This is a genomic window from Streptomyces sp. SCL15-4 (genome assembly GCF_033366695.1).
Classification (GTDB): Bacteria; Actinomycetota; Actinomycetes; order Streptomycetales; family Streptomycetaceae; genus Streptomyces.
Window position 1 is genome coordinate 6085375 of record NZ_JAOBTQ010000001.1, and the last position, 26182, is coordinate 6111556.

The window sequence follows — 26182 nt, forward strand, 5'->3', positions numbered from 1 at the left end:
GCCCGAACGGGCGAATCACCGGAACCGGAACTGACCCCGTGCCCCGCCGCTGACCTGCGTCAGCGGCGGGGCGTCAGCATGTCTTGACGCCGAGGTCTTTGGTCCGGGCCCCCGCGCGCGGCTACTGTCTGCCGCGTTTCCCCGCCGCCGGGGCCTCCCCGTCCCCGGCGTCGGGGAGACGGTCCGACGTCCGCCAGCCAAAGGACTGCCGTGGGGTCCCATCGCCGCCTTGCCCTGTCCGGATTCGACCGGGGTGCCGCCGCCCTGTGCGTGCTGTCGGCCGCGCTCGGCGCCGTACCGGCACACGCCGCGCCCGGGGCCGGTGACCGCGCCGAGGTGGACCGGCTGTACGCGGAGGCCGAGAAGGCGACCCAGGCCTACGACAAGGCCGAGGAGCGCGCCGGTGAGCTGCGCCGGCGGCTCGGCGCCACCCAGGACCACCTGGCCCGGCAGCAGCAGCGCGTCAACGACCTGCGCGAACAGCTCGGTTCGCTGGCCGGCGCCCAGTACCGGTCCGGCGGCATCGACCCGGCCGTCGCCCTGCTGTTCTCCGCCGAGCCCGAGGAGTACCTGGAGAAGGCGGCCACGCTCGACCGCATCGGCGCCCGGCAGGCCGGACGCCTCACGGAGCTGCGGGCCGTGCTGCGCGAACTCGCCCAGGAGCGCGCGGAGGCCGCCGGGACCCTCGCCGAACTGGAGCGCAGCCGCCGGGCCGTGGCCGCCCACAAGCGGACCGTGGAACGCAAGCTCGCCCGGGCCCGGCAGCTGCTCAAGGCCATGCCCGCCCGGGAACGCGCCGCCTACGACCGGGCCTCCCGCGGCACCCGCGCGGACCTGCCCGTCCCGGCCGCCGCCGCCGACGGCCGGGCCGCCGCCGCCCTGGCCGCCGCCCGCACCGCCCTCGGCCGCCCCTATGTGTGGGGCGCCAACGGCCCCGCCGGCTTCGACTGTTCGGGCCTGACGCAGTGGGCGTACGCGCACGCCGGCATCCAGCTGCCGCGCACCTCCCAGGAGCAGCGCTTCGCCGGCCGCCGGGTCCCGCTCTCCCAGGCCCGCCCCGGCGACCTGGTCGTCTACCGCTCCGACGCCAGCCACGTGGCGCTGTACGCGGGCCACGGCCAGGTCATCCACGCCCCCTATCCCGGCGCTCCGGTGCGCTACGACCCGGTCGGCATGATGCCGGTCTCCTCGGTCACCCGGCCCTGACCGCGCCGCGCGCCGTACGATCGGCGAATGGCTGGTCGCGGGCGGACGTGGAGCATCGGAGCCGTAGGGCTCGCTCTGCTGCTGCCGCTCACCGGGTGCGACGGGCAGCGGACGGGCGATCCGGTGCGCACCGAGGTGCAGCGGATGCTCGACCGGCGCTCGGCCGCCGTGCTCGGTCACGACGAGCGGGCGTACGGCGAGACGGGCACCCGCAACCAGTACACCCGGCTGCGCGCCCTGCCGCTGGCCTCCTTCGGCTACCGGGTCACCGCCGTGCGCCGCACCGCCTCCGGCGCCACCGCCGACGCCGAACTGAGCTACCGCATCGCCGGTTACGACAAGGCCCCGGTCGACGCCCGCCGCACCCTCAGCCTGGGCCGCACCGCCGACGGCCACTGGTACGTCACCGCGGAACGGCCCGCCCGCCAGGCCGGGCAGGAGTTGTGGGACCAGGGCACGGTGAGCGCCGTGGCGGGCGGCCACAGCCTGGTGCTCGGCACCGCCGACCCGGCCGCCCTGTCCGGCTTCGCCCGGCTCGCCGACCGGGCGGTCCCGGCCGTCTCCGGGGCGTGGGGCACGCGCTGGAGCCGCCGGGTCGTCGTCCTCGTCCCGAAGTCGCTGGCGGGCATGGCGGCCCTCCTCGGCGCGCCGGCCGATGACTACCGGGGCATCGCGGCGGTCACCACGGGCGAGGCGGGCGGCTCGGGCCGGGCGCCGGCGGACCGGGTGGTGATCAACCCGGAGGCGTACGCGCTGCTCGGCGACGCCGGCCGGCAGATCGTCCTCACCCATGAGACGGCCCACGTGGCCACCCGGGCGGACACCACGGCCGCCACCCCGCTGTGGCTGTCGGAGGGCTACGCCGACTGGATCGGCTACCTCGGCACCGGCCGCGCTCCGGCCGAGGCCGCTCCCGAACTCGCCCGGGCCGTCCGGGAGGGCGAGACGCCCGAGGCGCTGCCCACCGACAAGGACTTCGGCTTCACCAGCGACCCCGTGAAGCTGGCACGGGCCTACGAGAGCGGCTGGCTGGCCTGCCGGATGATCGCCGAGAAGTGGGGCGCGGCCCGGCTCGGCGCCTTCTACCGGGCCGTCGGCGCCCACGGCGAACGGACGGGCGCGGTCGAGGAGGCGCTGCGCACGGTGCTCGGCACGACGGCGCGGGATTTCACCGCCGACTGGCACGCCTACGTCACGTCCCGCCTCCGCTGACAGAGCCGGTCCGGTGGCCGCCGTTCCGTTCGCCGTCCCTGTCGCCGGGCCGGGCCCCGGGTCAGGAGGAGACCCGGGCCCGCGTGGTGCGGGCCGGCCGAGGCGGGAACGGGGCGGCCGGTCCGGGCGGGACGGTCGCGCGCCACAGCCGGCGGGCGGCGGTGAGCGTGGCCGCGACCAGCAGGCCGTTGCGCAGCACCAGCAGCGTGACACCGTAGCCGTCGCTCAGCACCACGTGCGAGAAGCCGAGCGGGAACTCCAGGACCGTCAGGAACGACGCCGCTACGACCATCAGCGCGGGCGGCCCCATCCGGGTCGCCCGGTGCGTCAGGCAGACGGCGGCCAGGCCCACCAGCCACACCAGGTACTGCGGGCTGATCACCCGGCTGGTCACCGTGAACAGCAGCACCGCCGTCAGGGCCGCGTCGGCGAGGGCGGGCCCCTCCAGGCGCCTCGCGCGCAGCCGCCACAGCAGCAGCCAGCCGAACGCGGCCCCGGTCAGCGCCAGCGCGGCCGTGCTCACCACGTTCACCCACGGGCCCAGGAACTCGATCGAGCCGTAGTTCAGCAGCACCTCGCCCCGCCAGCCGAAGTGCCGGGCCACATGGAAGACCAGGGCGCCCAGCGACTCCACCTCGGTGCCCCGGTCCCGCTGGAAGGTCAGGAACGCGAAGGCGCCCGGCATCGACACCGTGAACAGCAGCGCGACGCCCGCCCCGGTCACCGCCGCCGACACCCACGCCCGCCGCCCGGCGGCGCCGACCAGCAGCAGCGCCGGCCACACCTTCACCAGCGCCCCGAGCGCCGCCAGCGCGCCCAGCGCCCGCGGGTGCCGGGCCCCCGCCAGCAGCGCCGCCACGGCCACCGCGGTCACCATCAGGTCGTAGCGCGCGTACACCGTCGGCCCGAGCAGCGGTACGCCCGCCACCCACACCCACGCCCCGCGCGCGGACCGGCCGGACCGCCGGCCCGCGTACAGCAGCAGCGCCAGCACCACGGCGTCGCACAGGCACGCCAGCACGAAGAAGGCGTGCGCGTACGACAGGAAGGGCAGGGCGGCGGGGGAGAGGATCGCGAGGGCGGCGGCGGGCGGGTACTGCCAGGTCACGTCGTCCAGCGGAAACGTTCCTTGGCGCAGCACCTCGTACCAGCCGCGGTAGATCACCGACACGTCCGAGGTGACGTCCGGGCCCGGGAAGACGTACACCCGGAACACGAACAGCAGCAGCGCCGCGCGGCCGGCGCCCCAGACCGCGAGCGGCCACCACGGGGACCGTCCGGCACCCTTCGTCTCCACGTGATCCCCTGCCGTTCGAATCCGTTTCGAGCGACCATGATGTCCCGGGAGCCGGTGCGCGTGCCACAGACTCGGCCGCGTCCGGCCGGGGACGGCCCGTTCGGTAGGGTCGGCGGCGATGCGAAAGACCCTGATCGTCACCAACGACTTCCCGCCCCGGCCGGGCGGCATCCAGGCCTTCCTGCACAACATGGCCCTGCGCCTGGACCCGGACCGGCTGGTCGTCTACGCCTCCACCTGGAAGCGCGGCCGGGAGGGCGCGGAGGCCACCGCCGCCTTCGACGCCGAGCAGCCCTTCACCGTCGTCCGCGACCGCGCCACCATGCTGCTGCCGACCCCGGGGGCCACCCGGCGGGCGGCCGGGCTGCTGCGCGAGCACGGCTGCACCGCGGTGTGGTTCGGCGCGGCGGCCCCGCTCGGCCTCATGGCGCCCGCGCTGCGCGGGGCCGGCGCCGAGCGGCTGGTGGCCACCACCCACGGACACGAGGCCGGCTGGGCCCAGCTGCCCGCCGCCCGGCGGCTGCTGCGCCGGATCGGACAGTCCACGGACACGCTCACCTACCTCGGCGAGTACACCCGCTCCCGGATCGCCGCCGCCCTCACCCCGGATGCCGCCGCGCGGATGGTGCGACTGCCGCCGGGGGTCGACGAGAAGACCTTCCATCCCGGCTCCGGCGGCGACGAGGTCCGCGCGCGGCTCGGCCTCGCCGACCGGCCGGTCGTGGTCTGCGTCTCCCGGCTGGTGCCGCGCAAGGGGCAGGACACCCTGATCCGGGCCATGCCGCGGATCCTCGCCGCCGAACCGGACACCGCCTTGCTGATCGTCGGCGGCGGTCCCTACGAACGGGACCTGCGCCGCCTCGCCGAGGAGACCGGCGTGGCCGGCTCGGTCCGCTTCACCGGCGCCGTGCCCTGGTCGGAGCTGCCCGCGCACTACGGCGCCGGCGACGTGTTCGCCATGCCCTGCCGCACCCGGCGCGGCGGCCTGGACGTGGAGGGCCTCGGCATCGTCTACCTGGAGGCCTCCGCGACCGGACTGCCGGTCGTCGCGGGCGACTCGGGCGGCGCGCCCGACGCGGTCCTGGACGGCGAGACCGGCTGGGTGGTCAGGGGCGGCGAGCCCGCCGAGACCGCCGACCGCGTCGTGACCCTCCTCCAGGACCCCGGGCTGCGACGGCGGATGGGCGAGCGGGGCCGCCGGTGGGTGGAGGAGAAGTGGCGCTGGGACCTGCTGGCGGAGAACTTGAGGACACTGCTGGAGTGAAGCGCTCCGCGCGCCTCACTTGGCGTAGATCGCCTCGATCTCGGCCGCGTAGTCCTTCGCCACCACGTTCCGCTTCAGCTTCAGCGACGGCGTCAGGTGCCCCGACTCCTCCGAGAACTGGGCGGACAGCACCCGGAACTTGCGCACCGACTCCGCCTTGGACACCGCGGCGTTGCCGTCGTCCACGGCCGCCTGGATCGCCGCGAGCAGGTCCGGGTCGTCCTTCAGGGACGCCGCCGTGGAGCCCGCCGGCTTGCCGTGCTCGGCGGCCCAACGGCCCAGGAACTCCTCGTCGACGGTGACCAGCGCGCCCACGAACGGCCGCCCGTCGCCCACCACCATGCACTCCGCGACCAGCGCGTGCGCCCGGATCCGGTCCTCGATCACGGCCGGCGCCACGTTCTTGCCGCCCGCCGTGACGATGATCTCCTTCTTCCGGCCGGTGATCCGCAGATAGCCGTCCTCGTCCAGGGTGCCGATGTCACCGGTGTGGAACCAGCCGTCGGCCAGCGCCTCCGCCGTGGCGCCCGGGTTGTTCCAGTACTCCTTGAACAGGTGCTCGCCGTGCAGCAGCACCTCGCCGTCGTCCGCGATCCGCACCACCGAGCCGGGCAGCGGCTGCCCGACCGTGCCGATCTTCTGCCGGTCCCACGGGTTGAACGCGGTCGCCGCACAGGACTCGGTCAGGCCGTACCCCTCCAGCACCGTGAAGCCGATGCCCCGGAAGAAGTGGCCGAGCCGCTCGCCGAGCGGGGCCCCGCCGGAGATGGCGTACTCGCCCCGGCCGCCGAGGACCGCGCGCAGCTTGCCGTAGACCAGCTTGTCGAAGAGCTTGTGCCGGAGCTTCAGGCCGAGCGACGGTCCGGAGGCGGTGTCCAGCGCCTTGCTGTAGGCGATCGCGGTGTCCGCCGCCCTGTCGAAGATCTTCCCCTTGCCGTCCGCCTGCGCCTTGGCGCGCGCCGCGTTGTACACCTTCTCGAAGACCCGCGGCACACCGAGGATCAGCGTAGGCCGGAACGCGGCGAGTTCGTCGGTGAGGTTCTTGATGTCCGGGACGCAGCCGAGCTTGATCGGCGCCATCATCGGCGCCACCTGCACCAGCCGCCCGAAGACATGGGCGAGGGGCAGGAAGAGCAGCACGGAGCACTCGCCGGTGCGGAACAGCGGACGCAGCCGCTCCACCACGTTCCCGCACTCGGCGAAGAAGCTGCGGTGGGTCAGCACACAGCCCTTCGGCCGCCCGGTGGTGCCGCTCGTGTACACGATGGTCGCCGGGTCGTCGGCCCGGGCGAGCGAGCCGCGCTCCTCCACCGTCTCGTCGGACACGCCCTGTCCGAGCCGGCCCAGCTCCGCCACGCCCCCGGCCTCGATCTGCCAGACGTGCTTCAGCGCGGGCAGCGACTCGCGCACCGACTCCACGGCCGCCGCGTGATTGTCCAGCTCCACCACGCAGGCCGTCGCGCCCGAGTCGGACAGGATCCAGCGCACCTGCTCCGGGGAACTCGTCTCGTACACCGGCACGGTGACGGCGCCCGCGCTCCAGATCGCGAAGTCCAGCAGCGTCCACTCGTAGCGGGTCCGGGACATCAGGCCCACCCGGTCGCCCGGCTGCACCCCGGCGGCGATCAGACCCTTGGCGGCGGTGCGCACCTCGGCCAGGAACTCCCGTGCGGTCACGTCCTGCCAGACACCGTCCGACTTGCGGGCGATGACGGCGACGTCGGGGTGCTGCGCGGCGTTTCTGCGAACGATATCGGTCAGATTTCCGTCCGCGGGGACCTCGTACAAAGCCGGAAGGCTGAACTCGCGCAAGACTGCTGCTCCTCATAGGGCGCCGGCGCCACGACATTGTGCGATGCGACGGTGCGGTCCAAGGCTCGGGCAGGTGCTCGGGTACTTCGGTGGCTGAAAACCTGAGCACGACTGGACTGCCCGGACGTTACCCGCCGGTATGGCGTCTACGACAGGGGGTCCCGGCGAGATGTTCGCTGCGTCACACACGCGGGCGTTCCTTCGCGCACAGTAGTCCACGGCCCAACCGACCGGCGAGTAACCGCAGGCCGGACCGGCACTGTTCACGTACACCCCACACGCCTACCCTTGATCACCATGGCTTCCACACGCACCGGCAACCGGCGGACCCGGGTCCATGTGGTCAGCGATGTGCACGGCAACGCCCGTGACCTGGCCCGGGCCGGTGACGGCGCCGACGCCCTCGTCTGCCTGGGCGACCTCGTCCTCTTCCTCGACTACGCCGACCACTCGCGCGGCATCTTCCCCGACCTGTTCGGCAAGGAGAACGCCGACCGCATCGTCGAGCTGCGCACCGCCCGCCGGTTCGCCGAGGCCCGCGCGTTCGGCGCCCGGCTGTGGGCCGGCATCGGCACCGACCGGGCCGCCGCCATCGAGAAGGCGGTGCGCCGGCAGTACGACGAGCTGTTCGCCGCGTTCCCCACCCCGACGTACGCCACCTACGGCAATGTCGACATGCCGCAGCTCTGGCAGGAGTACGCCCGGCCCGGCACCACGGTCCTCGACGGCCAGCGGGTGGAGATCGGCGGGTGGACCTTCGGCTTCGTCGGCGGCGGCCTGCGCACCCCGATGCGCACTCCGTACGAGATCGACGACGAGGAGTACGCGGCGAAGATCGAGGCCGTCGGCGAGGTCGACGTGCTGTGCACCCACATCCCGCCGGAGGTGCCCGAACTGGTCTACGACACCGTGGCCCGCCGCTTCGAACGGGGCAGCCGGGCCCTGCTGGACGCCATCCGCCGCACCCGGCCCCGGTACGCGCTTTTCGGCCATGTGCACCAGCCGCTCGCGCGCCGGATGCGGATCGGCGCCACCGAGTGCGTGAACGTGGGGCACTTCGCCGGCTCCGGCACCCCCTGGGTGCTTCAGTGGTGAGGCACGTCAGGTGGGGTGAAGGCGGCAGGTCGGCGGCGCGGTAGCCTTCACGCTGCACACACGTGCGCGGCCCGGCGCACAGACGACCTCTCCCACACGGCGCGCATCCGGAGGAGCCACGGCGATGGCGGAACACACCAGTTCGAGCATCACGATCGAGGCGGCTCCCGCCGACGTCATGGCGGTGATCGCCGACTTCGCGCGCTACCCGGACTGGACCGGCGAGGTGAAGGAGGCCGAGGTCCTCTCCGCCGACGAGCACGGCCGCGCCGAGCAGGTCCGCCTCGTCATGGACGCCGGCGCCATCAAGGACGACCAGACCCTCGCCTACACCTGGCACGGCGGCCACGAGGTCTCCTGGAGCCTGGTGAAGTCCCAGATGCTCCGCTCCCTGGACGGCTCCTACCTGCTGAAGCCGGCCGGCGCGAACGCCACCGAGGTCACCTACCGGCTCACCGTCGACGTCAAGATCCCCATGCTGGGCATGATCAAGCGCAAGGCGGAGAAGGTCGTCATCGACCGCGCGCTGGCGGGCCTGAAGGAGCGGGTCGAGTCGCTGGGGAAGTAGCCTCCCGGAGTCCCGGCGAAGGAGCCTTGCCGAGTTCCCGGGAAGGGCGCCGCACCGGCCCGCCCGCGCGCACGGCGGTACGGTTCAGCCTCATGCGCACCCTCCTGATCACGGGCCCGGGCGGCAGCGGCCGGACCACCGTCGCCGCGGCCACCGCGCTCGCCTCCGCCCGTGCGGGCCACCGCACCCTCCTGCTGAGCGCCGACCGCACCGACACCCCGGGCGCGGCACTGGGCACCCCGACGGGACCGGCCCCGGTCGAGGCCGCGCCGCGCCTGACCGTCTGGCGTCCGGACGCCACGGAGGGCTTCCGGCGGGACCTCACCGCCTTCCAGACCCGCGCCGAGAGCGTCCTCGACCTGCTCGGTGCCGCCCGCCTCGACGCCGAGGAGGTCACCCCGCTGCCCGGCGCCGAGGAACTGTCCTTCCTGCGCGCCCTGCGGGACGCGGCCCTCTCCGACCGCCACGACCTGCTCGTCGTCGACCTCCCGCCGCTCCCGCGCGCCCTTGCCCTGCTCGGCCTGCCCGAGGAGCTGCGCCGCTATCTGCGCCGCCTGCTGCCGCCCGAACGGCAGGCCGCCCGCGCCCTGCGCCCGGTCCTCGGCCGGCTGGCCGGCGTCCCCATGCCCGCCGAGTGGCTGTACGAGACGGCGGCCCGCTGGGACGTCGAACTGGCCGCCGTCGAAGCCGTCCTCGCCGACCGGGACACCGCCGTCCGCCTGGTCGCCGAGCCCGGCCCGGCCGGCGCCGACGCCCTGCGCACCGCCTCCCTCGGCCTCGCCCTGCGCGGCCTGGGCACCGAGGCACTGATCGCCAACCGCGTCCTGCCCGAGACCGCCTCCGGCGACTGGCTCTGCGGGCTGATCGCCCAGCAGCACAAGACGCTCGCCGAGTGGCGGGAGCCCTACGACGTCCACCTCGTCCCGCACCTCGGCCGCGACCCGCAGGGCGGCGACGACCTCGCCGCGCTCGCCGTGCCCGCCGTCGATCCGGCGTCCGCACCGGTCGAGTGGCCCGTCACCGACCGGATCGCCGAGGACGGCGTGCTCGTCTGGCACCTGCCGCTGCCCGGCGCGATACGGGACGAACTCGACCTCGTCCGGCGCGGCGACGAACTCCTGATCACCACGGGCCCCTTCCGCCGGATCGTTCCGCTGCCCTCCGCGCTGCGCCGCTGCACCGTCGCCGGCGCCGGACTGCGGGACGGCGAGCTGCGCATCCGGTTCGCCCCGGACCCCGGCCTGTGGCCCGCCGGCGGACGGTGAACAGGGCACGGCCGTTCGGGTAACGTCGTAAAGGCGAACCGTAGTCAGGAGTCCGCCATGAGCGAAGAGCGCCCCGCATCCCAGCCGCCGCCGGAGCGGGCGACCGACGCCGACGCCTGGGCCACGGCCTGTGCCGAGGACCTCGCCGCCGAGCAGGCCCGCCGCCGCACCGAGCACGGCCCGCCCCCGGGCTCGGCCGCCGAGGAGCTGAAGAAGCTGGTCGACGCGGTCGCCGACAAGCTCTCCGGCCTGCAGGCGCCGCTGCTCGGCGGCCTCGCCGGACCGGCCGCCCAGCAGGCCGTGCGCCAGGTCGTCCAGCAGGCCAAGGCCGCCGTGGAACCCGTCATAGAGCGCAACCCCGATGTCTTCGATCACCTCGCCGCGGCCGGCGGGGAACTGCTCGCCGCCTACCGCTCCGCCGTCCAGGGCCAGGAGCGGCGCTGGACCGCGCGCACGTCCGACCCCGCGTCCGACCGGCCGGACCGGGACGACGGCGGCGCGGGCGCCGGCCCGGGGGAGCGCATCGACCTGGACTGACGCCCTGCCCCGGCGGGGCCTCGGGTACGGTTGGCCGTAGCGGGGCTCGACCGAAACTGAGGGATTCATGGGACTCACCATCGGCGTCGACATCGGCGGCACGAAGATCGCGGCCGGCGTGGTCGACGAGGAAGGCAACATCCTCTCGACCTTCAAGGTGCCGACCCCCACCACACCCGAGGCCATCGTGGACGCCATCGCCTCGGCGGTGGAGGGCGCGCGGGCCGGGCACGAGATCGTCGGCGTGGGCATCGGCGCGGCCGGTTACGTCAACCGCCAGCGCTCCACGGTGTACTTCGCGCCGAACATCGACTGGCGCAACGAACCGCTCAAGGAAAAGGTCGAGGCCCGCACGGACCTGCCGGTCGTGGTCGAGAACGACGCCAACGCCGCCGCCTGGGGCGAGTACAGGTTCGGCGCGGGCAAGGGCCACCGCAACGTCATCTGCATCACGCTCGGCACCGGCCTCGGCGGCGGCATCATCATCGGCAACAAGCTGCGCCGCGGCCACTTCGGCGTGGCCGCGGAATTCGGCCACATCCGGATGGTCCCGGACGGCCTGCTGTGCGGCTGCGGCTCGCAGGGCTGCTGGGAGCAGTACGCCTCCGGCCGCGCCCTGGTCCGCTACGCCAAGCAGCGCGCCAACGCCACCCCCGAGCGCGCCGAGGTCCTCCTCGCGCTCGGCGACGGCACTCCCGACGGCATCGAGGGCAAGCACATCTCCATGGCCGCCCGGCAGGGCTGCCCGGTCGCCGTCGACTCCTACCGCGAGCTGGCCCGCTGGGCCGGCGCCGGCCTCGCCGACCTGGCCTCGCTCTTCGACCCGTCCGCGTTCATCGTCGGCGGCGGCCTCTCCGACGAGGGCGACCTGGTCCTCGACCCGATCCGCAAGTCGTACAAGCGCTGGCTGGTGGGCGGCAACTGGCGCCCGGTGGCCGACGTGATCGCCGCCCAGCTCGGCAACAAGGCCGGCATGGTGGGCGCGGCGGACCTGGCCCGGGAGCCCGACCCCGTCATGTGACGAACCGCCCACGCCGAGGGGCGCGGGGAGCGGTGCGACCAGCCACGACACCGGTGGTCGCCCGCTCGCCGCGCCCCTCCGCCGTGGGCGTACATTGATCCACATGGCGCTGCTCCCCAACTCCGCAACAGAGCCCGACGGTTCGGCCACCCTCCGCGTCCTGAGTTACAACATCCGCTCGATGCGCGATGACACCACCGCGCTCGCCCGGGTGATCACCGCCTGCGCCCCCGACCTCGTCCTCCTCCAGGAGGCGCCCCGCTTCTTCCGCTGGCGCAAGAAGCTGGCGCGGCTCGCGGCGGCCTCCGGCCAGGTCGTCCTCACCGGGGGCGCCACGGCCGCGGGCCCGGCCGTCCTGTGCGGACTGCGCGCCACCGTCGAGCGCACGGAGGACCTGCTGCTGCCCCTCACACCGGGCCTGCACCGGCGCGGCTTCGCCACGGCGGTGGTCCGCTTCGGCGCCGCCCGCCTCGGGGTGCTCAGCTGCCATCTGTCCCTCCAGCAGGACGAGCGCTACGAGCAGGGCGGGATGCTCCTGGACCGGCTCGCCGCCCTGGGCGTGGAGCACGCCGTCGCCGGCGGCGACCTGAACGAAGGACCCGACGGCCGCACCTTCCGCCGCCTGGCCGCCGGCCTCCGGGACTGCCGTACGGCCGCGCCCTGGGGCGGCGAGTTCACCTCCACCCCCGCCGACCCGCACCAGCGCATCGACGCGATCTTCGCGACCAAGGGCATCGAGGTGCTGGGCTGCGGGGTGCCCCTGGACCAGCCGGGCGTGCGCGAGGCGGACCTGCGGGCGGCCTCGGACCACCTCCCGGTGCTGGCCGCCCTCCGCGTCCCGGCGGCGTAGGCCCTCAGACGACCGCCCCGCGGCCGGGGTCGTCGTCCTCCTCGTCGTCCGTCCGCATCCGCGCCACCAGCGTCACGAAGCCGCCGAGGAAGCCGCCGATGCCGAGGGTCGTCAGCCACCAGGTCATCTGCCAGCCGAGCAGCACCGCCAGCAGCAGCAGGACGGGCCCGCCGAGCACACCCAGCCAGGCGAACCGGGCGGTGGTGTCGGCGGTCGGCAGCGGCGGCGGTTCCGGCGGGACGAAGTGGCCCTCGTCGTCCTCGTCGAAGTCGTCGTCGGACGGCTCGGCCACCGCGTAGTCGCGCGGGCCGACCCGCGGGCCGACGCCGGGCGCGAAGGACACCGAGGCGCCCAGCGGACGCGGAGGCGGCTCCTCGCCCCCGGCGTCCTTGCCGGTGTCCGGCGCGGCGTTCTTCTCCAGCAGCGCCAGGTCCTCCACCGGCTTGAACGGCCGGGCGCCGGGCGGGTCCGGCGGCTCGTCGCCGTACCCGGCGACGATGGCCCGCCAGGCGGCGTCCTCGTCGAACGGCACTTCCTGCCGGTCCGGCTCGCGGACCTCCTGGCCGTCGCGGGCCTCGCGGGCCTCGCGGGCCTCCTGGCCCTCGCGGTCCTCACGGCCGTCACGGTCGGAGTCGTGCTCAGCCAACTGCGGCCGTCCCTTCCTTGCCGACACCGGGTGCGAGCCGGCCGATGAAGTCGAGGCTCTCCTCGAAGATCCGGTCCGCGTCCACGTCCAACGTCGCCACGTGGTAGCTGTGTTCCAGCACGATCTCCGTGACGTCCCGCGACGACACCCGGCTGAGCACCCGCGCCGAGTCGGCCGCCGGTACGACATGGTCCTCGGCGCTGCGCAGCAGCAGCAGCGGCTGGGTGACCTGGGGCAGCTCGGCGTCCACCCGGCGCAGCAGGTGCCGCAGCGAGTGCGCCGCGTGCAGCGGCACCCGGTCGTAGCCCAGCTCCGCCGCGTCCCGCTTGGCGATGTCGCTGGCGATGCCCTTCGTCGAGCGCACCAGGTGCCGGGCCACCGGAAGGGCGTACGCCGACAGGCCGTGCACCTTGTTCGCCGGGTTCACCACCACCGCGCCCGCGACCCGCGCGCCGTGCCGGGCCGCGAGCCGCAGGGCCAGCGCCCCGCCCATCGACAGCCCCGCCACGAACACCCGGGAGCAGCGGGCGGAGAGCACGCGCAGCTCGCGGTCCACCTCCGCGTACCAGTCCTGCCAGGTGGTGAGCTGCATGTCGGTCCAGCGGGTGCCGTGGCCGGGCAGCAGCGGCAGGGACACGGACAGGCCACGGGCCGCGTGGTGCTCCGCCCAGGGGCGCAGCGACTGGGGCGAGCCGGTGAAGCCATGACAGAACAGAACGCCCACCTCACCGCCCTCGTGGCGGTACGGCTCGGCTCCGGGGAGAACTGGCATGTGCTTCACCGTACGCGACCGCACGGACACCGACCAGGGTCGTCGGGCTCATTGACGGTACTCCGGGTTAAGGTCTTGCCGACGGAAACAGGAGGCACACGGGTGTTGTACGGCACGATGAAGGTCGCCATCGGCGGGCCGCTCAAGGTCGCCTTCAGGCCCTGGGTGGAGGGTCTGGAGAACATCCCGGCCACCGGTCCCGCCATCCTGGCGAGCAACCACCTGTCCTTCTCGGACTCGTTCTTCCTGCCGGCGGTGCTGGACCGCAAGGTCACGTTCATCGCCAAGGCCGAGTACTTCACCACCCCGGGTGTGAAGGGACGGCTCACCGCGGCCTTCTTCAAGGGCGTGGGCCAGCTCCCGGTGGACCGCTCCGGGGCGCGCGGCGCCGGTGAGGCGGCCGTCCGCAGCGGCATCGAGGTGCTGGAGCGCGGCGAGCTGTTCGGCATCTATCCGGAGGGCACCCGCTCGCCCGACGGGCGGCTGTACCGGGGCAAGCCCGGCGGCCTCGCCCGGGTGGCGCTGGCCACCGGCGCGCCCGTCATCCCGGTCGCCATGATCGACACGGAGAAGATCCAGCCGCCCGGCCAGGTCGTGCCGAAGCTGATGCGGCCCGGCATCCGGATCGGCAAGCCGCTGGACTTCGGCCGCTACCAGGGCATGGAGCACGACCGGTTCGTGCTGCGCGCCCTGACCGACGAGGTCATGTACGAGATCATGAAGCTGTCCGGCCAGGAGTACGTCGACATGTACGCCACCGCCGCCAAACGGCAGATAGCCGACGCGGCCAAGGCCGCGAAGGCGGCGAAGGAGGCGGAGAAGGCGGGGAAGAGGCAGGCCGAGCAGTAGCCGGGGGAATCGGGGGGTTTCGGGGGCATGCCCAAGCGGGAACGCGTCATGCGGATGTCGGTCGAGCTGCCGCTCTGGCGGGCACTCGCCGGCTACCGCGTCCTGACCATGCTGTACGCCATCGGTCTGTGCGCCACCGCGTACGACCAGTTCGCGCGGCCCTGGATCGCGGTGGCCTACTACGCCGTCCTGGTCGTGTGGACCCTCGCGACCCTGCCCCGGGTGTCCGGCGCGGCGCGCTGCACCGGGCGCTTCCTGGCCGCCGACCTGGCCATCGCCCTCGCCGGCATCCTGCTCACCCCGTTCGCCGACAGCCACCAGCGGATCGCGGGCGGCGGCCCCACGCTGCCGTCGATCTGGACCGCCGGCGCGGTGCTGGCCTTCGCCGTCAAGGGCGGCTGGCGCTGGGCGGCCCTCGCCTCCACGGCCGTGGCCGCCGTGAACCTGGTCGAGCGCGGCCGCCCCGCCCGGGACACCGTGCACAACGTGATCCTGGTCTGGGTGGCGGCCATCGCCATCGGCTACGTCGTGGAGGTGGCCCGCGCCTCCGAGCGCACCCTCGCCCGCGCGCTGGAGATCGAGGCCGCCACCCGGGAGCGGGAGCGGCTGGCCCGGGACATCCACGACGGCGTGCTCCAGGTGCTGGCCATGGTGAAGCGCCGGGGCGCGGCCCTGGGCGGCGAGGCGGCCGAGCTGGGCCGGCTGGCCGGGGAGCAGGAGGTGGCCCTGCGCACGCTGGTGTCGGGCGGCCTGGTCCCGGTCTCCCGGGTCTCGGAGGACCTGGCGGAGGGCGCCGTCGTGCGCGCGGTGGAGGAACCGGACGACGACGGCCCGCTCGATCTGCGCGCCCTGTTCGCGCCGTACGCGGGCGCCCGGGTCAGCCTGGCCGAGCCCGGCGCACCGGTGCCGCTGCCGCCCGGCGCGGCCCGCGAGGTGGCCGCCGCGGTCGGGGCCGCCCTGGACAACGTACGGGCGCACGCCGGCGACGGGGCCCGGGCCTGGATCCTGGTGGAGGACGAGCCGGACGAGATCGTCGTCACCGTCCGGGACGACGGCCCCGGCATCCCCGAGGGCCGGCTCGCGCAGGCCGAGGGCGAGGGCCGGCTCGGGGTGGCCCTGTCGATCCGGGGCCGGCTGCGCGACCTCGGCGGCGGCGCCCGGATCTACTCCGTGCCCGGGCAGGGCACGGAGGTCGAACTGAAGGTACCCAAGGGCGCCGTGCGGGCGCGGGGACAGAAGGCGGAACGGTGATGACGCAGCGGCAGGACCCGATCAAGGTCATGGTGGTCGACGACCACCCCATGTGGCGGGACGCGGTCGCCCGGGACCTTTCCGAGTCCGGTTTCGAGGTGGTCGCCACCGCCGGCGACGGCGAACAGGCGGTCCGCCGCGCCAGGGCCGCCGCCCCGGACGTGCTGGTGCTGGACCTCAACCTGCCGGCGAAGCCCGGCGTCCAGGTGTGCAAGGAACTGGTCGGCCACAACCCGGCGTTGCGGGTCCTGGTGCTGTCGGCGAGCGGCGAGCACGCGGACGTGCTGGAGGCCGTGAAGTCCGGTGCGACCGGCTATCTGCTGAAGTCCGCCTCCACCGAGGAGCTGCTGGACGCGGTGCGCCGCACCGCCGTCGGCGACCCGGTGTTCACCCCGGGCCTGGCCGGGCTGGTTCTCGGCGAGTACCGGCGGCTGGCCGCCGAGCCCGCGCCCGCCGCCGACGCCGGCCGGCCGGGCGCGCCCCGGCTGACCGACCGCGAGACGGAGGTGCTGCGGCTGGTGGCGAAGGGCCTGAGCTACAAGCAGATCGCCGAACGCCTCGTCATCTCCCACCGCACGGTGCAGAACCACGTCCAGAACACCCTCGGCAAGCTCCAGCTGCACAACCGCGTGGAGCTGGTCCGGTACGCCATAGAGCGCGGACTCGACGGGGAATAGGGCGCACGGGGCGTATCCGCCGTACGCCCCGGAATCACCCTTCTCGCCTATCCCGGTGTGACCTGAATCACCATTAACGTGACCAGGCGTCAGGTAACCGCGGTGAAGGGACATTTCCATGCGGGTCGCAGTACTGACCGGAGGCGGCGACTGCCCCGGGCTCAATGCCGTCATCCGGGGCATCGTCCGCAAGGGCGCGCAGGAGTACGGCCATGACTTCGTCGGCTTCCGGGACGGCTGGCGCGGTCCCCTGGAGAACGACACCGTCCGTCTCGACATCCCCGCCGTGCGCGGCATCCTGCCCCGCGGCGGGACCATCCTCGGCTCCTCCCGGACCAATCCGCTCAAGGTGCGCGACGGCATCCGCAGGATCAAGGACAATCTGGCCAAGCAGGAGATCCAGGCGCTCGTCGCGATCGGCGGCGAGGACACCCTCGGGGTCGCGGCACGGCTGTACGACGAGTACGGCGTGCCCTGCGTCGGCGTGCCGAAGACCATCGACAACGACCTGTCCGCCACCGACTACACCTTCGGCTTCGACACCGCCGTCAACATCGCCACCGAGGCCATCGACCGGCTGCACACCACCGCCGAGTCCCACATGCGGGTGCTGGTGGTGGAGGTGATGGGCCGGCACGCCGGCTGGATCGCGCTGCACTCGGGCCTCGCCGGCGGCGCCAACGTCATCCTCATCCCCGAGCAGCGCTTCGACGTCGACCAGGTCTGCGACTGGGTGACCTCCCGGTTCCAGGCGTCCTACGCGCCGATCGTCGTCATCGCCGAGGGCGCCATGCCGAAGGACGGCGAGGTGGTGCTCAAGGACGACTCGCGGGACTCCTTCGGGCACGTCCGGCTGTCCGGCGTGGGCGAGTGGCTGGGCAGGGAGATCGAGAAGCGCACCGGCAAGGAGGCGCGCACCACGGTCCTCGGGCACGTCCAGCGCGGCGGCACGCCCAGCGCCTTCGACCGCTGGCTCGCCACCCGCTTCGGCCTGCACGCCATCGACTGCGTGCACGAGGGGGACTTCGGACGCATGGTCGCCCTGCGCGGCACCGACATCGTCCGCGTCCCCCTCACCGAGGCCACGGCCCGGCTGAAGACCGTCGACCCGGAGCTGTACCAGGAGGCCGGCGTCTTCTTCGGCTGACGGCCGCCGGCCGGACCACCCGGGCTACACGGTCGTGCGGCGCAGGCCGCCCACCAGCTCCCGCACGACCGCGGCCCCGTTCAGCGTCAGCACCGACTCCGGGTGGAACTGCACTCCGGCGAAGCCCGGCCCGCGCAGGGCGTGCACCTCGCCGTCGGCCGCCCGGCTCACCTCCACGCCGCGCGCGGCCAGCTCCCGGGCCGCCTCCTCGTCGCAGCGCGCGACGAAGCTGTTGTAGAAGCCGACGGTCTCGCTCCGCCCGAACAGGTCGATCACCGTCTGCGCCCCCTGGTACGGCACCCGCTTGCGCACGATGTCCAGGCCCAGCTCCGCCGCGATCAGCTCGTGCCCGAGACAGACGCCGAGCACTCCGTGCCGGTGGACCCCGACGATCTCGGCGACGAGGTCCCGCAGGAACCGCATTTTGCGGTCGGCGGGGTCGCGCGGGTCACCGGGGCCGGGACCGAGGACGACCGGGCCCTCGTGGCCGAGCACCGCCGCCCGCAGTCCGGCCTCGTCCCAGCGCCGGACCGTCACGTCGAGCCCGTCCGAGCGCAGGACGTGCGCCAGCATCGCGGTGAAGGTGTCCTCGCCGTCCACCACGAGGGCGTGGCCCGTGAGCACGTCCGCGTGCTCCTGCATCCGCAGCCAGAACGGCGCGAGCCCGGCCCGCCGCCCGTCCAGCGCGGCCCGCACCCGCGCGTCGTCGGCCAGCCGGGGCCGCTCCCGCTCCGCGTGCGGCCGGGCCGGCCACACGCCGAGGGCCGCCAGCACGCCCGCCGCCTTCGCGTGCGTCTCGGCGACCTCGCCGGCCGGGTCGGACCCGCGCACCAGCGTCGCCCCGACCGGCACCCGCAGCCGGCCGTCGGCGCCGATGTCGGCGGTACGGATCAGGATGGGCGAGTCGAGCGTCTGCGCGCCCCCGGCGTCCCGCCCGAGCAGGGCCAGCGCACCCGCGTAGTACCCGCGCCCGCCGGGCTCGTAGCGCTCGATGACCCGGCAGGCGTTCTGCACCGGCGACCCGGTCACCGTCGCCGCGAACATGGTCTGGCGCAGCACCTCCCGCGCGTCCAGCGAGGACTTCCCGCGCAGCTCGTACTCGGTGTGCGCGAGGTGTGCCATCTCCTTCAGGCGCGGGCCGACGACGACCCCGCCCATGTCGCCGACGGTGCACATCATCTTCAGTTCCTCGTCGACGACCATGGACAGCTCCTCGGTCTCCTTGGCGTCGCCGAGGAACGTCAGCAGATCCTCCGGGGTGGGGCCGCCGGCCGGATAGCGGTACGTCCCGCTGATCGGGTTCATGACGACCGTCCCGCCGTTCATCCGCACGTGCACCTCGGGGCTCGCGCCCACCAGCGTCCGCTCCCCGGTGTGCACGACGAACGTCCAGTACGCCCCGCGCTCGCCCGCCAGCAGCCGCCGGAACAGCGCGAGCGCGTCCGCGCGCCCGAAGCCGGGGATCCTCCCCTCGAAGGTGCGCCGGATCACGAAGTTCGCGCCCTCGCCCCGGCCGATCTCGTCGCGCAGCACCCGGCCGACGATCTCGCCGTACTCCTCGTCGGCCACGTCGAAGCCGCCGCCCTCGACCCGCACCTCGTGCGCGGGCAGCCCGGCGAGGGCCTCGTCCAGCTCCAGCGTGTGCGTCTCCTCGGGGGTGAGCACCAGCAGCGGGGTGCCGTCGTCGCGGACGTCGAAGCCGCGCTCGGCCAGCTGCCGGAACGGCACCAGGGCGAGCCCTTCGTCCGGCAGGCCGGCCAGCCGGTCCCGCCGGGTCACCGGGCCGATCAGCACCTCCACCAGCCGCTCGTCGCGGCCCGGGGTGCGGCGGCGGAGCAGGGCGAAGGGGCGGTCGTCGTGCAGGAGCCGAGCCAGGTCCATGGGTTCCTCGTTCCGTTGCTGTGTCGGTGAGGAACGGCCCCGGATACGCCGAAGGCCGCCCCTCGGGCGGCCTTCGCGAAGTCGTCGTACGCGCGCGAATCAGTGGGCCGCCGGAGAAGCGGTCCACCACCAGTTCTGGATCGACGGCGCGAACATGCCGGGAACCCTACCGCACCCACCGGCCGTCCACCGTGCCGTCACGCCGTCTCACCCTTCGAGCCAGGAGGAAAATCCCTTGGCGCGACCCCGTAATGTTTACGGGGTGACCGTGAACGCTAAGACCAGCCCGAGCGCTGGCAACACCTGGCGAGACCTGCCCGCGGCGCAGCAGCCCGAGTACCCCGACCCCGAGGCTCTGCGCGCAGTGATCGCGGACCTCGAGTCGTATCCGCCGCTCGTCTTCGCGGGCGAGTGCGACCAGCTGCGCGCCCGCATGGCGGCCGTCGCCAAGGGAGAGGCGTTCCTCCTCCAGGGCGGCGACTGCGCCGAGGCGTTCGACGGGGTGTCCGCCGACCAGATCCGCAACAAGCTGAAGACGCTGCTCCAGATGGGCGCCGTCCTGACCTACGCGGCCTCCGTGCCGGTGGTGAAGGTGGGCCGCATCGCCGGGCAGTACTCCAAGCCGCGCTCCAAGCCGACCGAGACCCGTGACGGGGTGACGCTGCCGACCTACCGGGGCGACTCCGTCAACGGCTTCGACTTCACCGAGGCCAGCCGCGTCCCGGACCCGGAGCGGCTGAAGCGCATGTACCACGCGTCGGCGTCCACGCTGAACCTGGTACGCGCCTTCACCACCGGCGGCTACGCCGACCTGCGCCAGGTGCACGCCTGGAACCAGGACTTCGTGCGCACCTCGCCGTCGGGCCAGCGCTACGAGCAGCTAGCGCGCGAGATCGACAACGCGCTGCACTTCATGCGGGCCTGCGGCGCGGACCCGGAGGAGTTCAAGACCGTCGAGTTCTACTCCTCGCACGAGGCGCTGCTGCTGGACTACGAGTCCGCGCTCACCCGCGTCGACTCGCGCACCGGGCAGCTGTACGACGTCTCGGCGCACATGGTGTGGATCGGCGAGCGCACCCGGCAGCTGGACCACGCGCACATCGAGTTCGCCTCGCGGATCCGCAACCCGATCGGCATCAAGCTCGGCCCCACCACCACGGCCGAGGAGGCGCTGCGGTACATCGAGCGCCTCGACCCCGAGCGGGAGCCGGGCCGGCTGACCTTCATCGTCCGGATGGGCGCCGACAAGATCCGCGACAAGCTCCCCGAGCTGGTCGAGAAGGTCACGGCGTCCGGCGCGACGGTGGCCTGGGTGACCGACCCGATGCACGGCAACACCTTCGAGGCGGCCTCCGGGCACAAGACCCGCCGCTTCGACGACGTGCTCGACGAGGTCAAGGGCTTCTTCGAGGTCCACAAGGCGCTCGGCACCCACCCGGGCGGCATCCATGTGGAGCTGACCGGCGACGACGTCACCGAGTGCGTGGGCGGCGGCGACGAGATCTTCGTGGACGACCTGCACCAGCGCTACGAGACGGCCTGCGACCCCCGGCTGAACCGCAGCCAGTCGCTGGACCTGGCGTTCCTCGTGGCGGAGATGTACCGGGACCAGTGACCGGCGGCCGATGAGCCATCCTGGGGCGCGGATCACACCGGATCCGCGCCCCACCCGCTTTTCCGGGCGCCGGGGCATGGGTAAGGTTAGGTTTGCCTCACCGGAACGGGGAGAGCACCGAACAGCGAACCCCTCGGGGAGGTGAACCCGCGTGTACGTCTGCAGTTGCTTCGGCATCACCGAGGACCAGGTCAAGCAGCACGCGGAGAACGGCGCCTGCACCCCGCGCCAGATCGCCTCCGCCTGCAAGGCCGGCACCGACTGCGGCGGCTGCGTCCGGCGCATCCAGGCCCTGCTCGGCCGCGGTGCCTGCCCGCGCCGGGAGCTGATCGAGCAGCACGCCCCGGCCCTCGCGCGACTGGACGACGCGGCCTAACCGGCCGTGCCCGGGCCGGAGGAGTCCGGCTGGCTCTGCTCGACGACGGTCGACAGATAGAGCGCCTCGCCCAGCTTGTCCACCAGCTCCAGCTGGGTGTCCAGGTAGTCGATGTGGTGCTCCTCGTCGGCGAGGATCGCCTCGAAGACGTTGGCCGACGTGATGTCGTCCTTCTCCCGCATCAGCTGCACGCCCCGGCGCAGCCGGTCGATGGCCTCGATCTCGACCTGCCGGTCGGCCTGGAACATCTCGGTCACCGTCTGTCCGACCCGCACGTGGAACAGCCGCTGGTAGTTGGGCAGCCCGTCGAGGAGCAGGATGCGGTCGGTGAGGATCTCGGCGTGCCGCATCTCGTCGAACGACTCGGCCCGGGTGTACCGGGCGAGCTTGGTCCAGCCCTTGTGGTCCTGGAGCTTGGCGTGCAGGAAGTACTGGTTGATCGCGGTCAGCTCGGCGGTCAGCTGTTCGTTCAGTAGTTCGATGACCTCGGGGTCGCCTTGCATGCTGTGGACTCCTTCCGGGTGGGCCGGGCCGATAGGGCCGCATGATTGCACCGGCGAGGAAGATCGTCCAGTAAGTGCGTACTTAGTAAGTTCGCACTGAGTTGTAGGCAATTGTCCCATTCAGGGGTGGGTGGTCAGGGCAGTGCCCGGGGTCTGTCAGGATGGATACATGGGTCATCCGGTGGAGCGAGAGTCTGGGGCAGCGGCAGGGTCCGAGCTTCCGCCGGGTCAGCGGCTCCAGCGGGGCTGGCCGGTCACGCACTACGGGCCCGTGCCGAAGTTCCGGCCCGAACGCTGGGAGTTCCGGGTCTTCGGTGCCACCGCCGACGGCGGCAAGCACACCTGGACCCACGAGGAGTTCACGGCCCTGCCGTACACCACCGTGGTGGCCGATCTGCACTGCGTGACGAAGTACAGCATGCTCGGCGCGGAGTGGGGCGGGGTCCCGGCGAGCGCCGTCCTCGGCCTCGCGCCGCCGGCGCCGGACGTCACCCATGTGATGGTCTGGGCGGAGTACGGCTTCAGCTCGAACCTGCGCCTCGCGGACTTCTGCTCCGAGCGGACCATCTTCGCCACCCACAAGGACGGCGAGCTGCTCACCGCCGAGCACGGCTTCCCGGTCCGCCTGATCGTTCCCCATCTGTACGCCTGGAAGGGCCCGAAGTGGGTCCGGGGCGTGGAGTACATGACCGCCGACCGCCGCGGCTTCTGGGAGGAGCGCGGCTACCACAACATCGGCGACCCCTGGAAGGAGCAGCGCTACTCCTACCAGGAAGAGCCCGGGGACGGCCCCGAGCTCTGAGTCCTGGTGTCCGCGCGGCTCAGTGGTGGTACTGGTGCACCACCGCGTGGCCCTTGCCCCGGCCGATCGTCCACTTGTTGACCGGCGTGGTCACCACGAAGGCGATCACCAGCGAGACGGCGAGCGAGACCCAGAACAGCGCGTCGCCCAGCATGGCGTCCATCGCCGACGGCCAGACCAGGATCACCCCGTTGTCGATCAGCTCCATCACCGCGATGGACAGCGTGTCCGCCGCCAGCGCCACCCGGAAGGCCGTACGGAGGTCGACACCGGCCCGCAGTACCCCGCGCAGGGTGAGCGAGTAGCCGAAGAAGAAGGCCAGCACGATCGCGAGCAGCATGGTCGGCAGATTGCCCCAGCCGAGTGCCGTGCCGAGGATCATGCCCAGCACCTCGCCGACGGCGCACCCGGTCAGGCAGTGCAGGGTGGCCTGGGCGGCCGTGGACCAGGTGGCGGCGGGAGCGTGGTGGTGCCCGTGCTCGCCGTGGTGGTGTCCGTGTCCGGCGTGCTCGCCGTGCCGGTGTTCGTGTCCGGCCTGTGCCTCGTGCCGCATGACTGCCCCCATGTCAGGTAGTGGTTCCCGCACTCGGCAGGAATCATATACCCCCCAGGGGTATTCCGTCAGTCGTGGCGAAGTTTCTTCAGCCGCTCCACGTCCGCCGCGTGCCCCTCCTTGCCGCCCGGTGTCTCGATGACCAGCGGAACGCCCTCCGTCGCCGGGTGGGTCATGAGCGCCCGGAAGGGGTCCTCGCCGATGTGGCCGGCGCCGATGTTCGCGTGCCGGTCCTTGTGCGCGCCCACCACGTCCTTGGAGTCGTTGGCGTGGATCAGCTTCAGCCGGCCGGCGCCGACGGTCTCCACCAGCAGGTCCAGCGTCCGGTGCATCCCGCTCGGCCCGGTCAGGTCGTGCCCGGCGGCGAAGACGTGGCAGGTGTCCAGGCACACGCCGAGCTTCGGGTGGGAGTCCAGGGCCTCGAAGTACGGCCCGAGGTCCCAGGTGCGCGAGCACAGCGAGGCGCCCTGCCCGGCCGTCGACTCCAGCAGCAGGAAGGGATCGTCGTCGTGGGTCAGCTCGTCCAGCAGCGGCAGCAGGTGCTCGCGCACCTGCTTCAGCGCCACCTCCCGGGCCCGGCCGCCGGTCGCGCTGCCGGTGTGCACCACCACACCGAGCGCGCCGATCTCCCGCCCGCGCCGCAGCGAGTGCCGCAGCGACTCCACCGACCGCTCCACGGTCGCCTCGGTGTGCGAGCCGAAGTTGATCAGGTACGGCGCGTGCACATAGGCCGGGATCGACTCCTCGGCGCACGCCTGCCGGAACGCCTCGTCCTGCCGCGGATTGCCGGCGGGCGTGGCCCAGCCGCGCGGGTTGGCGACGAAGACCTGCACGGTCTCCGCCTTCAGGTCGCGGGCGTAGGACAGCCCGACGGAGTGCAGGCCGCCGGCCACGGGGACATGGCTGCCGACGGGGTTGCGGGGGAGGGGGGACTGAACGGGACTCACCCGTTCAGGGTGTCACGTCCGTCCCCGCCCCCGGACCGCGCTCCGCGGTGAGACCGGTCACCGGATGGTGATCTTGATGGTGGAGCCCTTGGGCGCCGTGTCGCCGCCGTCCACCGACTGCTTCTTCACGGTGTCGCCGAACAGCCCGAGCAGCCCGCGGTCCTCGTCCACGTCGAAGCCCGCGTCCTCCAGCGCCTCGTGGGCGTCGTCCACGCTGTCGCCGACCACGTCCGGGACCTCGACCATCTCCGGCCCCTTGGACAGCGTCAGCGTCACCGTGTCGCCCTCGGCGGCCTCGCCGCCCTCGTCCGGGCTCTGCGCGGCGACGGTGTCCTCGTCGAACTCGGAGGAGTGGATCCGCTCGGCGGCGACCCTCACCTTCAGCCCGGCGTCCGCCAGCTCCTCCCGCGCGCTGTCCAGGTCGTCGCCGGTGACGTCCGGCACGTCGACCGGGCCGCCCTTGCTGACGGTCAGCGCGATGGCCGAGCCCGCGTGCCGCTTCGTGCCCGCGTCCGGCGTCGTACGGACCACCGACCCTCTCGGCACGTCCTCGCTGAACTCGCGGGTGACCATGCCCGGCTCCAGGCCGTCCGCCTTCAGCCGCGCCCGCGCCTTCGCCAGGGACTGCCCCTCCACGTTCGGCACGTTCACCGTCTCCGGGCCGAGCGACACGGTCAGCGTGACCTTGCCGTGGTCCCGTATCCGGGCGCCGGGCGCCGGGTCGGAGCCGATCACCGTGCCCCGGTCGACGGTGTCGCTGTAGGCCCGCTTGACCTGGCCGACGTCCAGCCCGGCCGACTCCAGCCGGTCCCGGGCCTGCGCCTCGGTCTTCGCCAGCAGCGGCGGCACCTCGGTGAACTGGCCCGAGTTGATGTACCAGACCCCGGCGCCCACGCCGAGCACCAGCAGCACGGCCACGACCAGCGCCAGCACCGTGCGCGGGGGCCGCGCCAGGCGCCGGCGGGGCGGCACGGGCGGGGCCTGCAGCCGGGCGGTGAGGCCGGCGCCGTCCGCGCCGGGGCCCGCGGAGGCGTCCTCGTCGGCCGGCCGGGGCCGCGGCACGGTCAGCGCGCGCGGGATCACGCTCGTACGGTCCTCGGCGTTGTCGTGCCCGGCGGTCAGCGCCTGCGGCGGCAGCGCGTCCAGCTGCTCGTCGGTCAGCGTCAGCCGGGCCGCGCGCGTCAGGGCGAGCAGCGCCACCGCGTCCTCGGGGCGCGGCTCCGGGGTGCGCGCGGTGGCCGACGCCACCAGCTCGTCCAGCGCGCCGGGCAGGCCCGGCACCAGCGCGGAGGGCGGGGGCACGTCGGCGTGCAGGTGCTGGTAGAGCACCTGGGCCGGGGACTGTCCGGAGAACGGCTTCGCGCCGGTCAGCATCTCGTACAGGACCACCCCGCACGCGTACACGTCGACGCGCGGGTCGGTGGTGCCGTTCTCGATCTGCTCGGGCGCGAGGTAGGAGACGGTGCCGAGCACGGCGCCCGTCGTGCTGGTCACCGTGTCCACGGAGCGCACCAGCCCGAAGTCGGCCACCTTGACCCGGCCGTCGTCGCCGATCAGCACGTTCTCCGGCTTCATGTCCCGGTGCACGAACCCGGCCCGGTGCGCGGCGCCGAGCGCGGCGAGTACCGGCTCCAGGATGTCCAGCGCGGCCCGCGGCTGCACGGCCCCGCGCTCGCGCAGCACGTCCCGCAGGGTGCAGCCGGCGATGTACTCCATCGCCAGATAGACGTACGACCCGTCGGTGCCCTGGTCGAAGACCTGCACCACGTTCGGGTGGTCCAGCCGGGCGACCGACTTGGCCTCCCGGATGAACCGCTCGACGAAGGCCCCGTCGGCCGCGAGCGCCGGGTGCATCACCTTCAGCGCGAGCACACGGTCCAGGCGGGTGTCCAGGGCCCGGTAGACCGTGGCCATCCCGCCCGCCGCGATCCGCGCGTCGACGCGGTACCGGCCGTCGAGCACCTGCCCGACGAGGGGGTCCTGAAGGGTCGTATCCACGCAGGCGAGTCTACGAGGACCGACCGGCGGACCCGCCC

General features: G+C 73.4%; 26 protein-coding genes. 16 read left to right on the forward strand and 10 right to left on the reverse strand.

Going from position 1 to position 26182, the window contains the following annotated elements:
• Positions 1–210 precede the first annotated feature (210 nt).
• Positions 211–1206, forward strand: coding sequence for an NlpC/P60 family protein (locus SCK26_RS27285; RefSeq protein WP_318203979.1), 996 nt, complete (start codon positions 211–213; stop codon positions 1204–1206).
• 27 nt (positions 1207–1233) lie between these two features.
• Positions 1234–2418 (forward strand): hypothetical protein, encoded by a 1185-nt coding sequence (locus SCK26_RS27290; RefSeq protein WP_318203980.1) that lies wholly within the window; start codon positions 1234–1236, stop codon positions 2416–2418.
• A gap of 61 nt (positions 2419–2479) precedes the next feature.
• Here SCK26_RS27290 and SCK26_RS27295 read toward each other — a convergent pair whose 3' ends face one another.
• Positions 2480–3715, reverse strand: coding sequence for a glycosyltransferase 87 family protein (locus SCK26_RS27295; RefSeq protein ID WP_318203981.1), 1236 nt, complete (start codon positions 3713–3715; stop codon positions 2480–2482).
• Between the two features lie 118 nt (positions 3716–3833).
• Between SCK26_RS27295 and SCK26_RS27300 the strand changes: the two genes are divergently transcribed.
• Complete coding sequence (locus SCK26_RS27300) at positions 3834–4979, forward strand: glycosyltransferase family 4 protein (RefSeq protein ID WP_318203982.1); 1146 nt, start codon at positions 3834–3836, stop codon at positions 4977–4979.
• A gap of 15 nt (positions 4980–4994) precedes the next feature.
• On the opposite strand, the gene SCK26_RS27305 is transcribed toward SCK26_RS27300, so the two are convergent.
• Positions 4995–6791: an AMP-dependent synthetase/ligase gene (locus SCK26_RS27305; protein ID WP_318203983.1), complete on the reverse strand. Its 1797-nt coding sequence runs from the start codon at positions 6789–6791 to the stop codon at positions 4995–4997.
• Between the two features lie 297 nt (positions 6792–7088).
• On the opposite strand from SCK26_RS27305, the gene SCK26_RS27310 reads away from it, so the two are divergent.
• The 6 genes from SCK26_RS27310 to SCK26_RS27335 all read left to right on the forward strand — a co-directional run bounded on the left by SCK26_RS27310 (position 7089) and on the right by SCK26_RS27335 (position 12127).
• Positions 7089–7886 (forward strand): metallophosphoesterase family protein, encoded by a 798-nt coding sequence (locus SCK26_RS27310; RefSeq protein ID WP_318203984.1) that lies wholly within the window; start codon positions 7089–7091, stop codon positions 7884–7886.
• Between the two features lie 124 nt (positions 7887–8010).
• A complete protein-coding gene (locus SCK26_RS27315) occupies positions 8011–8454 on the forward strand; it encodes an SRPBCC family protein (protein ID WP_318203985.1) in 444 nt (147 codons plus the stop codon).
• Positions 8455–8546: 92 nt separating this feature from the next.
• Positions 8547–9719 carry an ArsA family ATPase gene (locus SCK26_RS27320; RefSeq protein WP_318203986.1) on the forward strand — a complete coding sequence of 391 codons (1173 nt, stop codon included), beginning with the start codon at positions 8547–8549 and terminating at the stop codon, positions 9717–9719.
• A 57-nt stretch (positions 9720–9776) separates the two neighbouring features.
• Complete coding sequence (locus SCK26_RS27325; protein ID WP_318203987.1) at positions 9777–10256, forward strand: DUF5304 domain-containing protein; 480 nt, start codon at positions 9777–9779, stop codon at positions 10254–10256.
• A gap of 67 nt (positions 10257–10323) precedes the next feature.
• Positions 10324–11277, forward strand: coding sequence for an ROK family glucokinase (locus SCK26_RS27330; RefSeq protein WP_318203988.1), 954 nt, complete (start codon positions 10324–10326; stop codon positions 11275–11277).
• 103 nt (positions 11278–11380) lie between these two features.
• The gene (locus SCK26_RS27335) at positions 11381–12127 is read left to right on the forward strand and encodes an endonuclease/exonuclease/phosphatase family protein (protein ID WP_318203989.1); all 747 of its coding nucleotides are present in this window, start codon (positions 11381–11383) and stop codon (positions 12125–12127) included.
• A 4-nt stretch (positions 12128–12131) separates the two neighbouring features.
• Here SCK26_RS27335 and SCK26_RS27340 read toward each other — a convergent pair whose 3' ends face one another.
• Together SCK26_RS27340 and SCK26_RS27345 are read right to left on the reverse strand one after the other, a co-directional pair.
• On the reverse strand, positions 12132–12773 hold the full coding sequence (locus SCK26_RS27340) for a hypothetical protein (protein WP_318203990.1): 642 nt from the start codon (positions 12771–12773) through the stop codon (positions 12132–12134).
• The gene (locus tag SCK26_RS27345) at positions 12766–13545 is read right to left on the reverse strand and encodes an alpha/beta hydrolase (protein WP_318203991.1); all 780 of its coding nucleotides are present in this window, start codon (positions 13543–13545) and stop codon (positions 12766–12768) included. Before SCK26_RS27345 ends, SCK26_RS27340 begins: the two co-directional genes overlap by 8 nt.
• Positions 13546–13650: 105 nt before the next feature.
• On the opposite strand from SCK26_RS27345, the gene SCK26_RS27350 reads away from it, so the two are divergent.
• The 4 genes from SCK26_RS27350 to SCK26_RS27365 all read left to right on the forward strand — a co-directional run bounded on the left by SCK26_RS27350 (position 13651) and on the right by SCK26_RS27365 (position 17469).
• Positions 13651–14394 (forward strand): lysophospholipid acyltransferase family protein, encoded by a 744-nt coding sequence (locus SCK26_RS27350; RefSeq protein ID WP_318206101.1) that lies wholly within the window; start codon positions 13651–13653, stop codon positions 14392–14394.
• A gap of 27 nt (positions 14395–14421) precedes the next feature.
• Complete coding sequence (gene macS, locus SCK26_RS27355) at positions 14422–15645, forward strand: MacS family sensor histidine kinase (protein WP_318203992.1); 1224 nt, start codon at positions 14422–14424, stop codon at positions 15643–15645.
• The gene (locus SCK26_RS27360; RefSeq protein WP_318203993.1) at positions 15645–16322 is read left to right on the forward strand and encodes a response regulator transcription factor; all 678 of its coding nucleotides are present in this window, start codon (positions 15645–15647) and stop codon (positions 16320–16322) included. The genes macS and SCK26_RS27360 overlap by 1 nt, the downstream gene beginning before the upstream one ends.
• A 118-nt stretch (positions 16323–16440) precedes the next feature.
• Positions 16441–17469: a 6-phosphofructokinase gene (locus tag SCK26_RS27365; protein ID WP_318203994.1), complete on the forward strand. Its 1029-nt coding sequence runs from the start codon at positions 16441–16443 to the stop codon at positions 17467–17469.
• A gap of 24 nt (positions 17470–17493) precedes the next feature.
• Here SCK26_RS27365 and SCK26_RS27370 read toward each other — a convergent pair whose 3' ends face one another.
• A complete protein-coding gene (locus SCK26_RS27370) occupies positions 17494–19350 on the reverse strand; it encodes an anthranilate synthase family protein (RefSeq protein WP_318203995.1) in 1857 nt (618 codons plus the stop codon).
• A gap of 99 nt (positions 19351–19449) precedes the next feature.
• Positions 19450–19506, reverse strand: coding sequence for a trp operon leader peptide (locus SCK26_RS38025; RefSeq protein WP_079060191.1), 57 nt, complete (start codon positions 19504–19506; stop codon positions 19450–19452).
• Between the two features lie 106 nt (positions 19507–19612).
• Between SCK26_RS38025 and SCK26_RS27375 the strand changes: the two genes are divergently transcribed.
• Entirely contained in the window at positions 19613–20965 is a 1353-nt protein-coding gene (locus tag SCK26_RS27375; protein WP_318203996.1) for a class II 3-deoxy-7-phosphoheptulonate synthase, read from the forward strand.
• A 151-nt stretch (positions 20966–21116) separates the two neighbouring features.
• Positions 21117–21341: a (2Fe-2S)-binding protein gene (locus SCK26_RS27380; RefSeq protein ID WP_318203997.1), complete on the forward strand. Its 225-nt coding sequence runs from the start codon at positions 21117–21119 to the stop codon at positions 21339–21341.
• On the opposite strand, the gene bfr is transcribed toward SCK26_RS27380, so the two are convergent.
• Entirely contained in the window at positions 21338–21844 is a 507-nt protein-coding gene (gene bfr / locus SCK26_RS27385) for a bacterioferritin (protein ID WP_318203998.1), read from the reverse strand. The genes SCK26_RS27380 and bfr overlap by 4 nt on opposite strands.
• Positions 21845–22013: 169 nt before the next feature.
• On the opposite strand from bfr, the gene SCK26_RS27390 reads away from it, so the two are divergent.
• Complete coding sequence (locus tag SCK26_RS27390) at positions 22014–22646, forward strand: sulfite oxidase-like oxidoreductase (protein WP_318203999.1); 633 nt, start codon at positions 22014–22016, stop codon at positions 22644–22646.
• A 19-nt stretch (positions 22647–22665) separates the two neighbouring features.
• On the opposite strand, the gene SCK26_RS27395 is transcribed toward SCK26_RS27390, so the two are convergent.
• The 3 genes from SCK26_RS27395 to pknB form a co-directional block, all read right to left on the reverse strand.
• Complete coding sequence (locus tag SCK26_RS27395; RefSeq protein WP_318206102.1) at positions 22666–23199, reverse strand: DUF4396 domain-containing protein; 534 nt, start codon at positions 23197–23199, stop codon at positions 22666–22668.
• A gap of 68 nt (positions 23200–23267) precedes the next feature.
• Entirely contained in the window at positions 23268–24146 is an 879-nt protein-coding gene (locus SCK26_RS27400) for a deoxyribonuclease IV (RefSeq protein ID WP_318204000.1), read from the reverse strand.
• A gap of 57 nt (positions 24147–24203) precedes the next feature.
• On the reverse strand, positions 24204–26144 hold the full coding sequence (pknB, locus tag SCK26_RS27405; protein ID WP_318204001.1) for a Stk1 family PASTA domain-containing Ser/Thr kinase: 1941 nt from the start codon (positions 26142–26144) through the stop codon (positions 24204–24206).
• Positions 26145–26182 lie beyond the last annotated feature (38 nt).

Excerpts from the sequence above, each read along its gene's own strand:
- SCK26_RS27310 (WP_318203984.1), top strand. The coding sequence starts at position 7,089 with ATGGCTTCCACACGCACCGGCAACCGGCGGACCCGGGTCCATGTGGTC.
- SCK26_RS27325 (WP_318203987.1), top strand. The coding sequence starts at position 9,777 with ATGAGCGAAGAGCGCCCCGCATCCCAGCCGCCGCCGGAGCGGGCGACC.
- SCK26_RS27290 (WP_318203980.1), top strand. The coding sequence starts at position 1,234 with ATGGCTGGTCGCGGGCGGACGTGGAGCATCGGAGCCGTAGGGCTCGCT.
- SCK26_RS27330 (WP_318203988.1), top strand. The coding sequence starts at position 10,324 with ATGGGACTCACCATCGGCGTCGACATCGGCGGCACGAAGATCGCGGCC.
- SCK26_RS27345 (WP_318203991.1), bottom strand. The coding sequence starts at position 13,545 with ATGCCAGTTCTCCCCGGAGCCGAGCCGTACCGCCACGAGGGCGGTGAG.
- SCK26_RS27390 (WP_318203999.1), top strand. The coding sequence starts at position 22,014 with ATGGGTCATCCGGTGGAGCGAGAGTCTGGGGCAGCGGCAGGGTCCGAG.
- SCK26_RS27365 (WP_318203994.1), top strand. The coding sequence starts at position 16,441 with ATGCGGGTCGCAGTACTGACCGGAGGCGGCGACTGCCCCGGGCTCAAT.
- SCK26_RS27315 (WP_318203985.1), top strand. The coding sequence starts at position 8,011 with ATGGCGGAACACACCAGTTCGAGCATCACGATCGAGGCGGCTCCCGCC.
- macS (WP_318203992.1), top strand. The coding sequence starts at position 14,422 with ATGCCCAAGCGGGAACGCGTCATGCGGATGTCGGTCGAGCTGCCGCTC.
- SCK26_RS27360 (WP_318203993.1), top strand. The coding sequence starts at position 15,645 with ATGACGCAGCGGCAGGACCCGATCAAGGTCATGGTGGTCGACGACCAC.
- SCK26_RS27320 (WP_318203986.1), top strand. The coding sequence starts at position 8,547 with ATGCGCACCCTCCTGATCACGGGCCCGGGCGGCAGCGGCCGGACCACC.
- SCK26_RS27395 (WP_318206102.1), bottom strand. The coding sequence starts at position 23,199 with ATGCGGCACGAGGCACAGGCCGGACACGAACACCGGCACGGCGAGCAC.
- SCK26_RS27300 (WP_318203982.1), top strand. The coding sequence starts at position 3,834 with ATGCGAAAGACCCTGATCGTCACCAACGACTTCCCGCCCCGGCCGGGC.
- bfr (WP_318203998.1), bottom strand. The coding sequence starts at position 21,844 with ATGCAAGGCGACCCCGAGGTCATCGAACTACTGAACGAACAGCTGACC.
- SCK26_RS27370 (WP_318203995.1), bottom strand. The coding sequence starts at position 19,350 with ATGGACCTGGCTCGGCTCCTGCACGACGACCGCCCCTTCGCCCTGCTC.
- SCK26_RS27335 (WP_318203989.1), top strand. The coding sequence starts at position 11,381 with ATGGCGCTGCTCCCCAACTCCGCAACAGAGCCCGACGGTTCGGCCACC.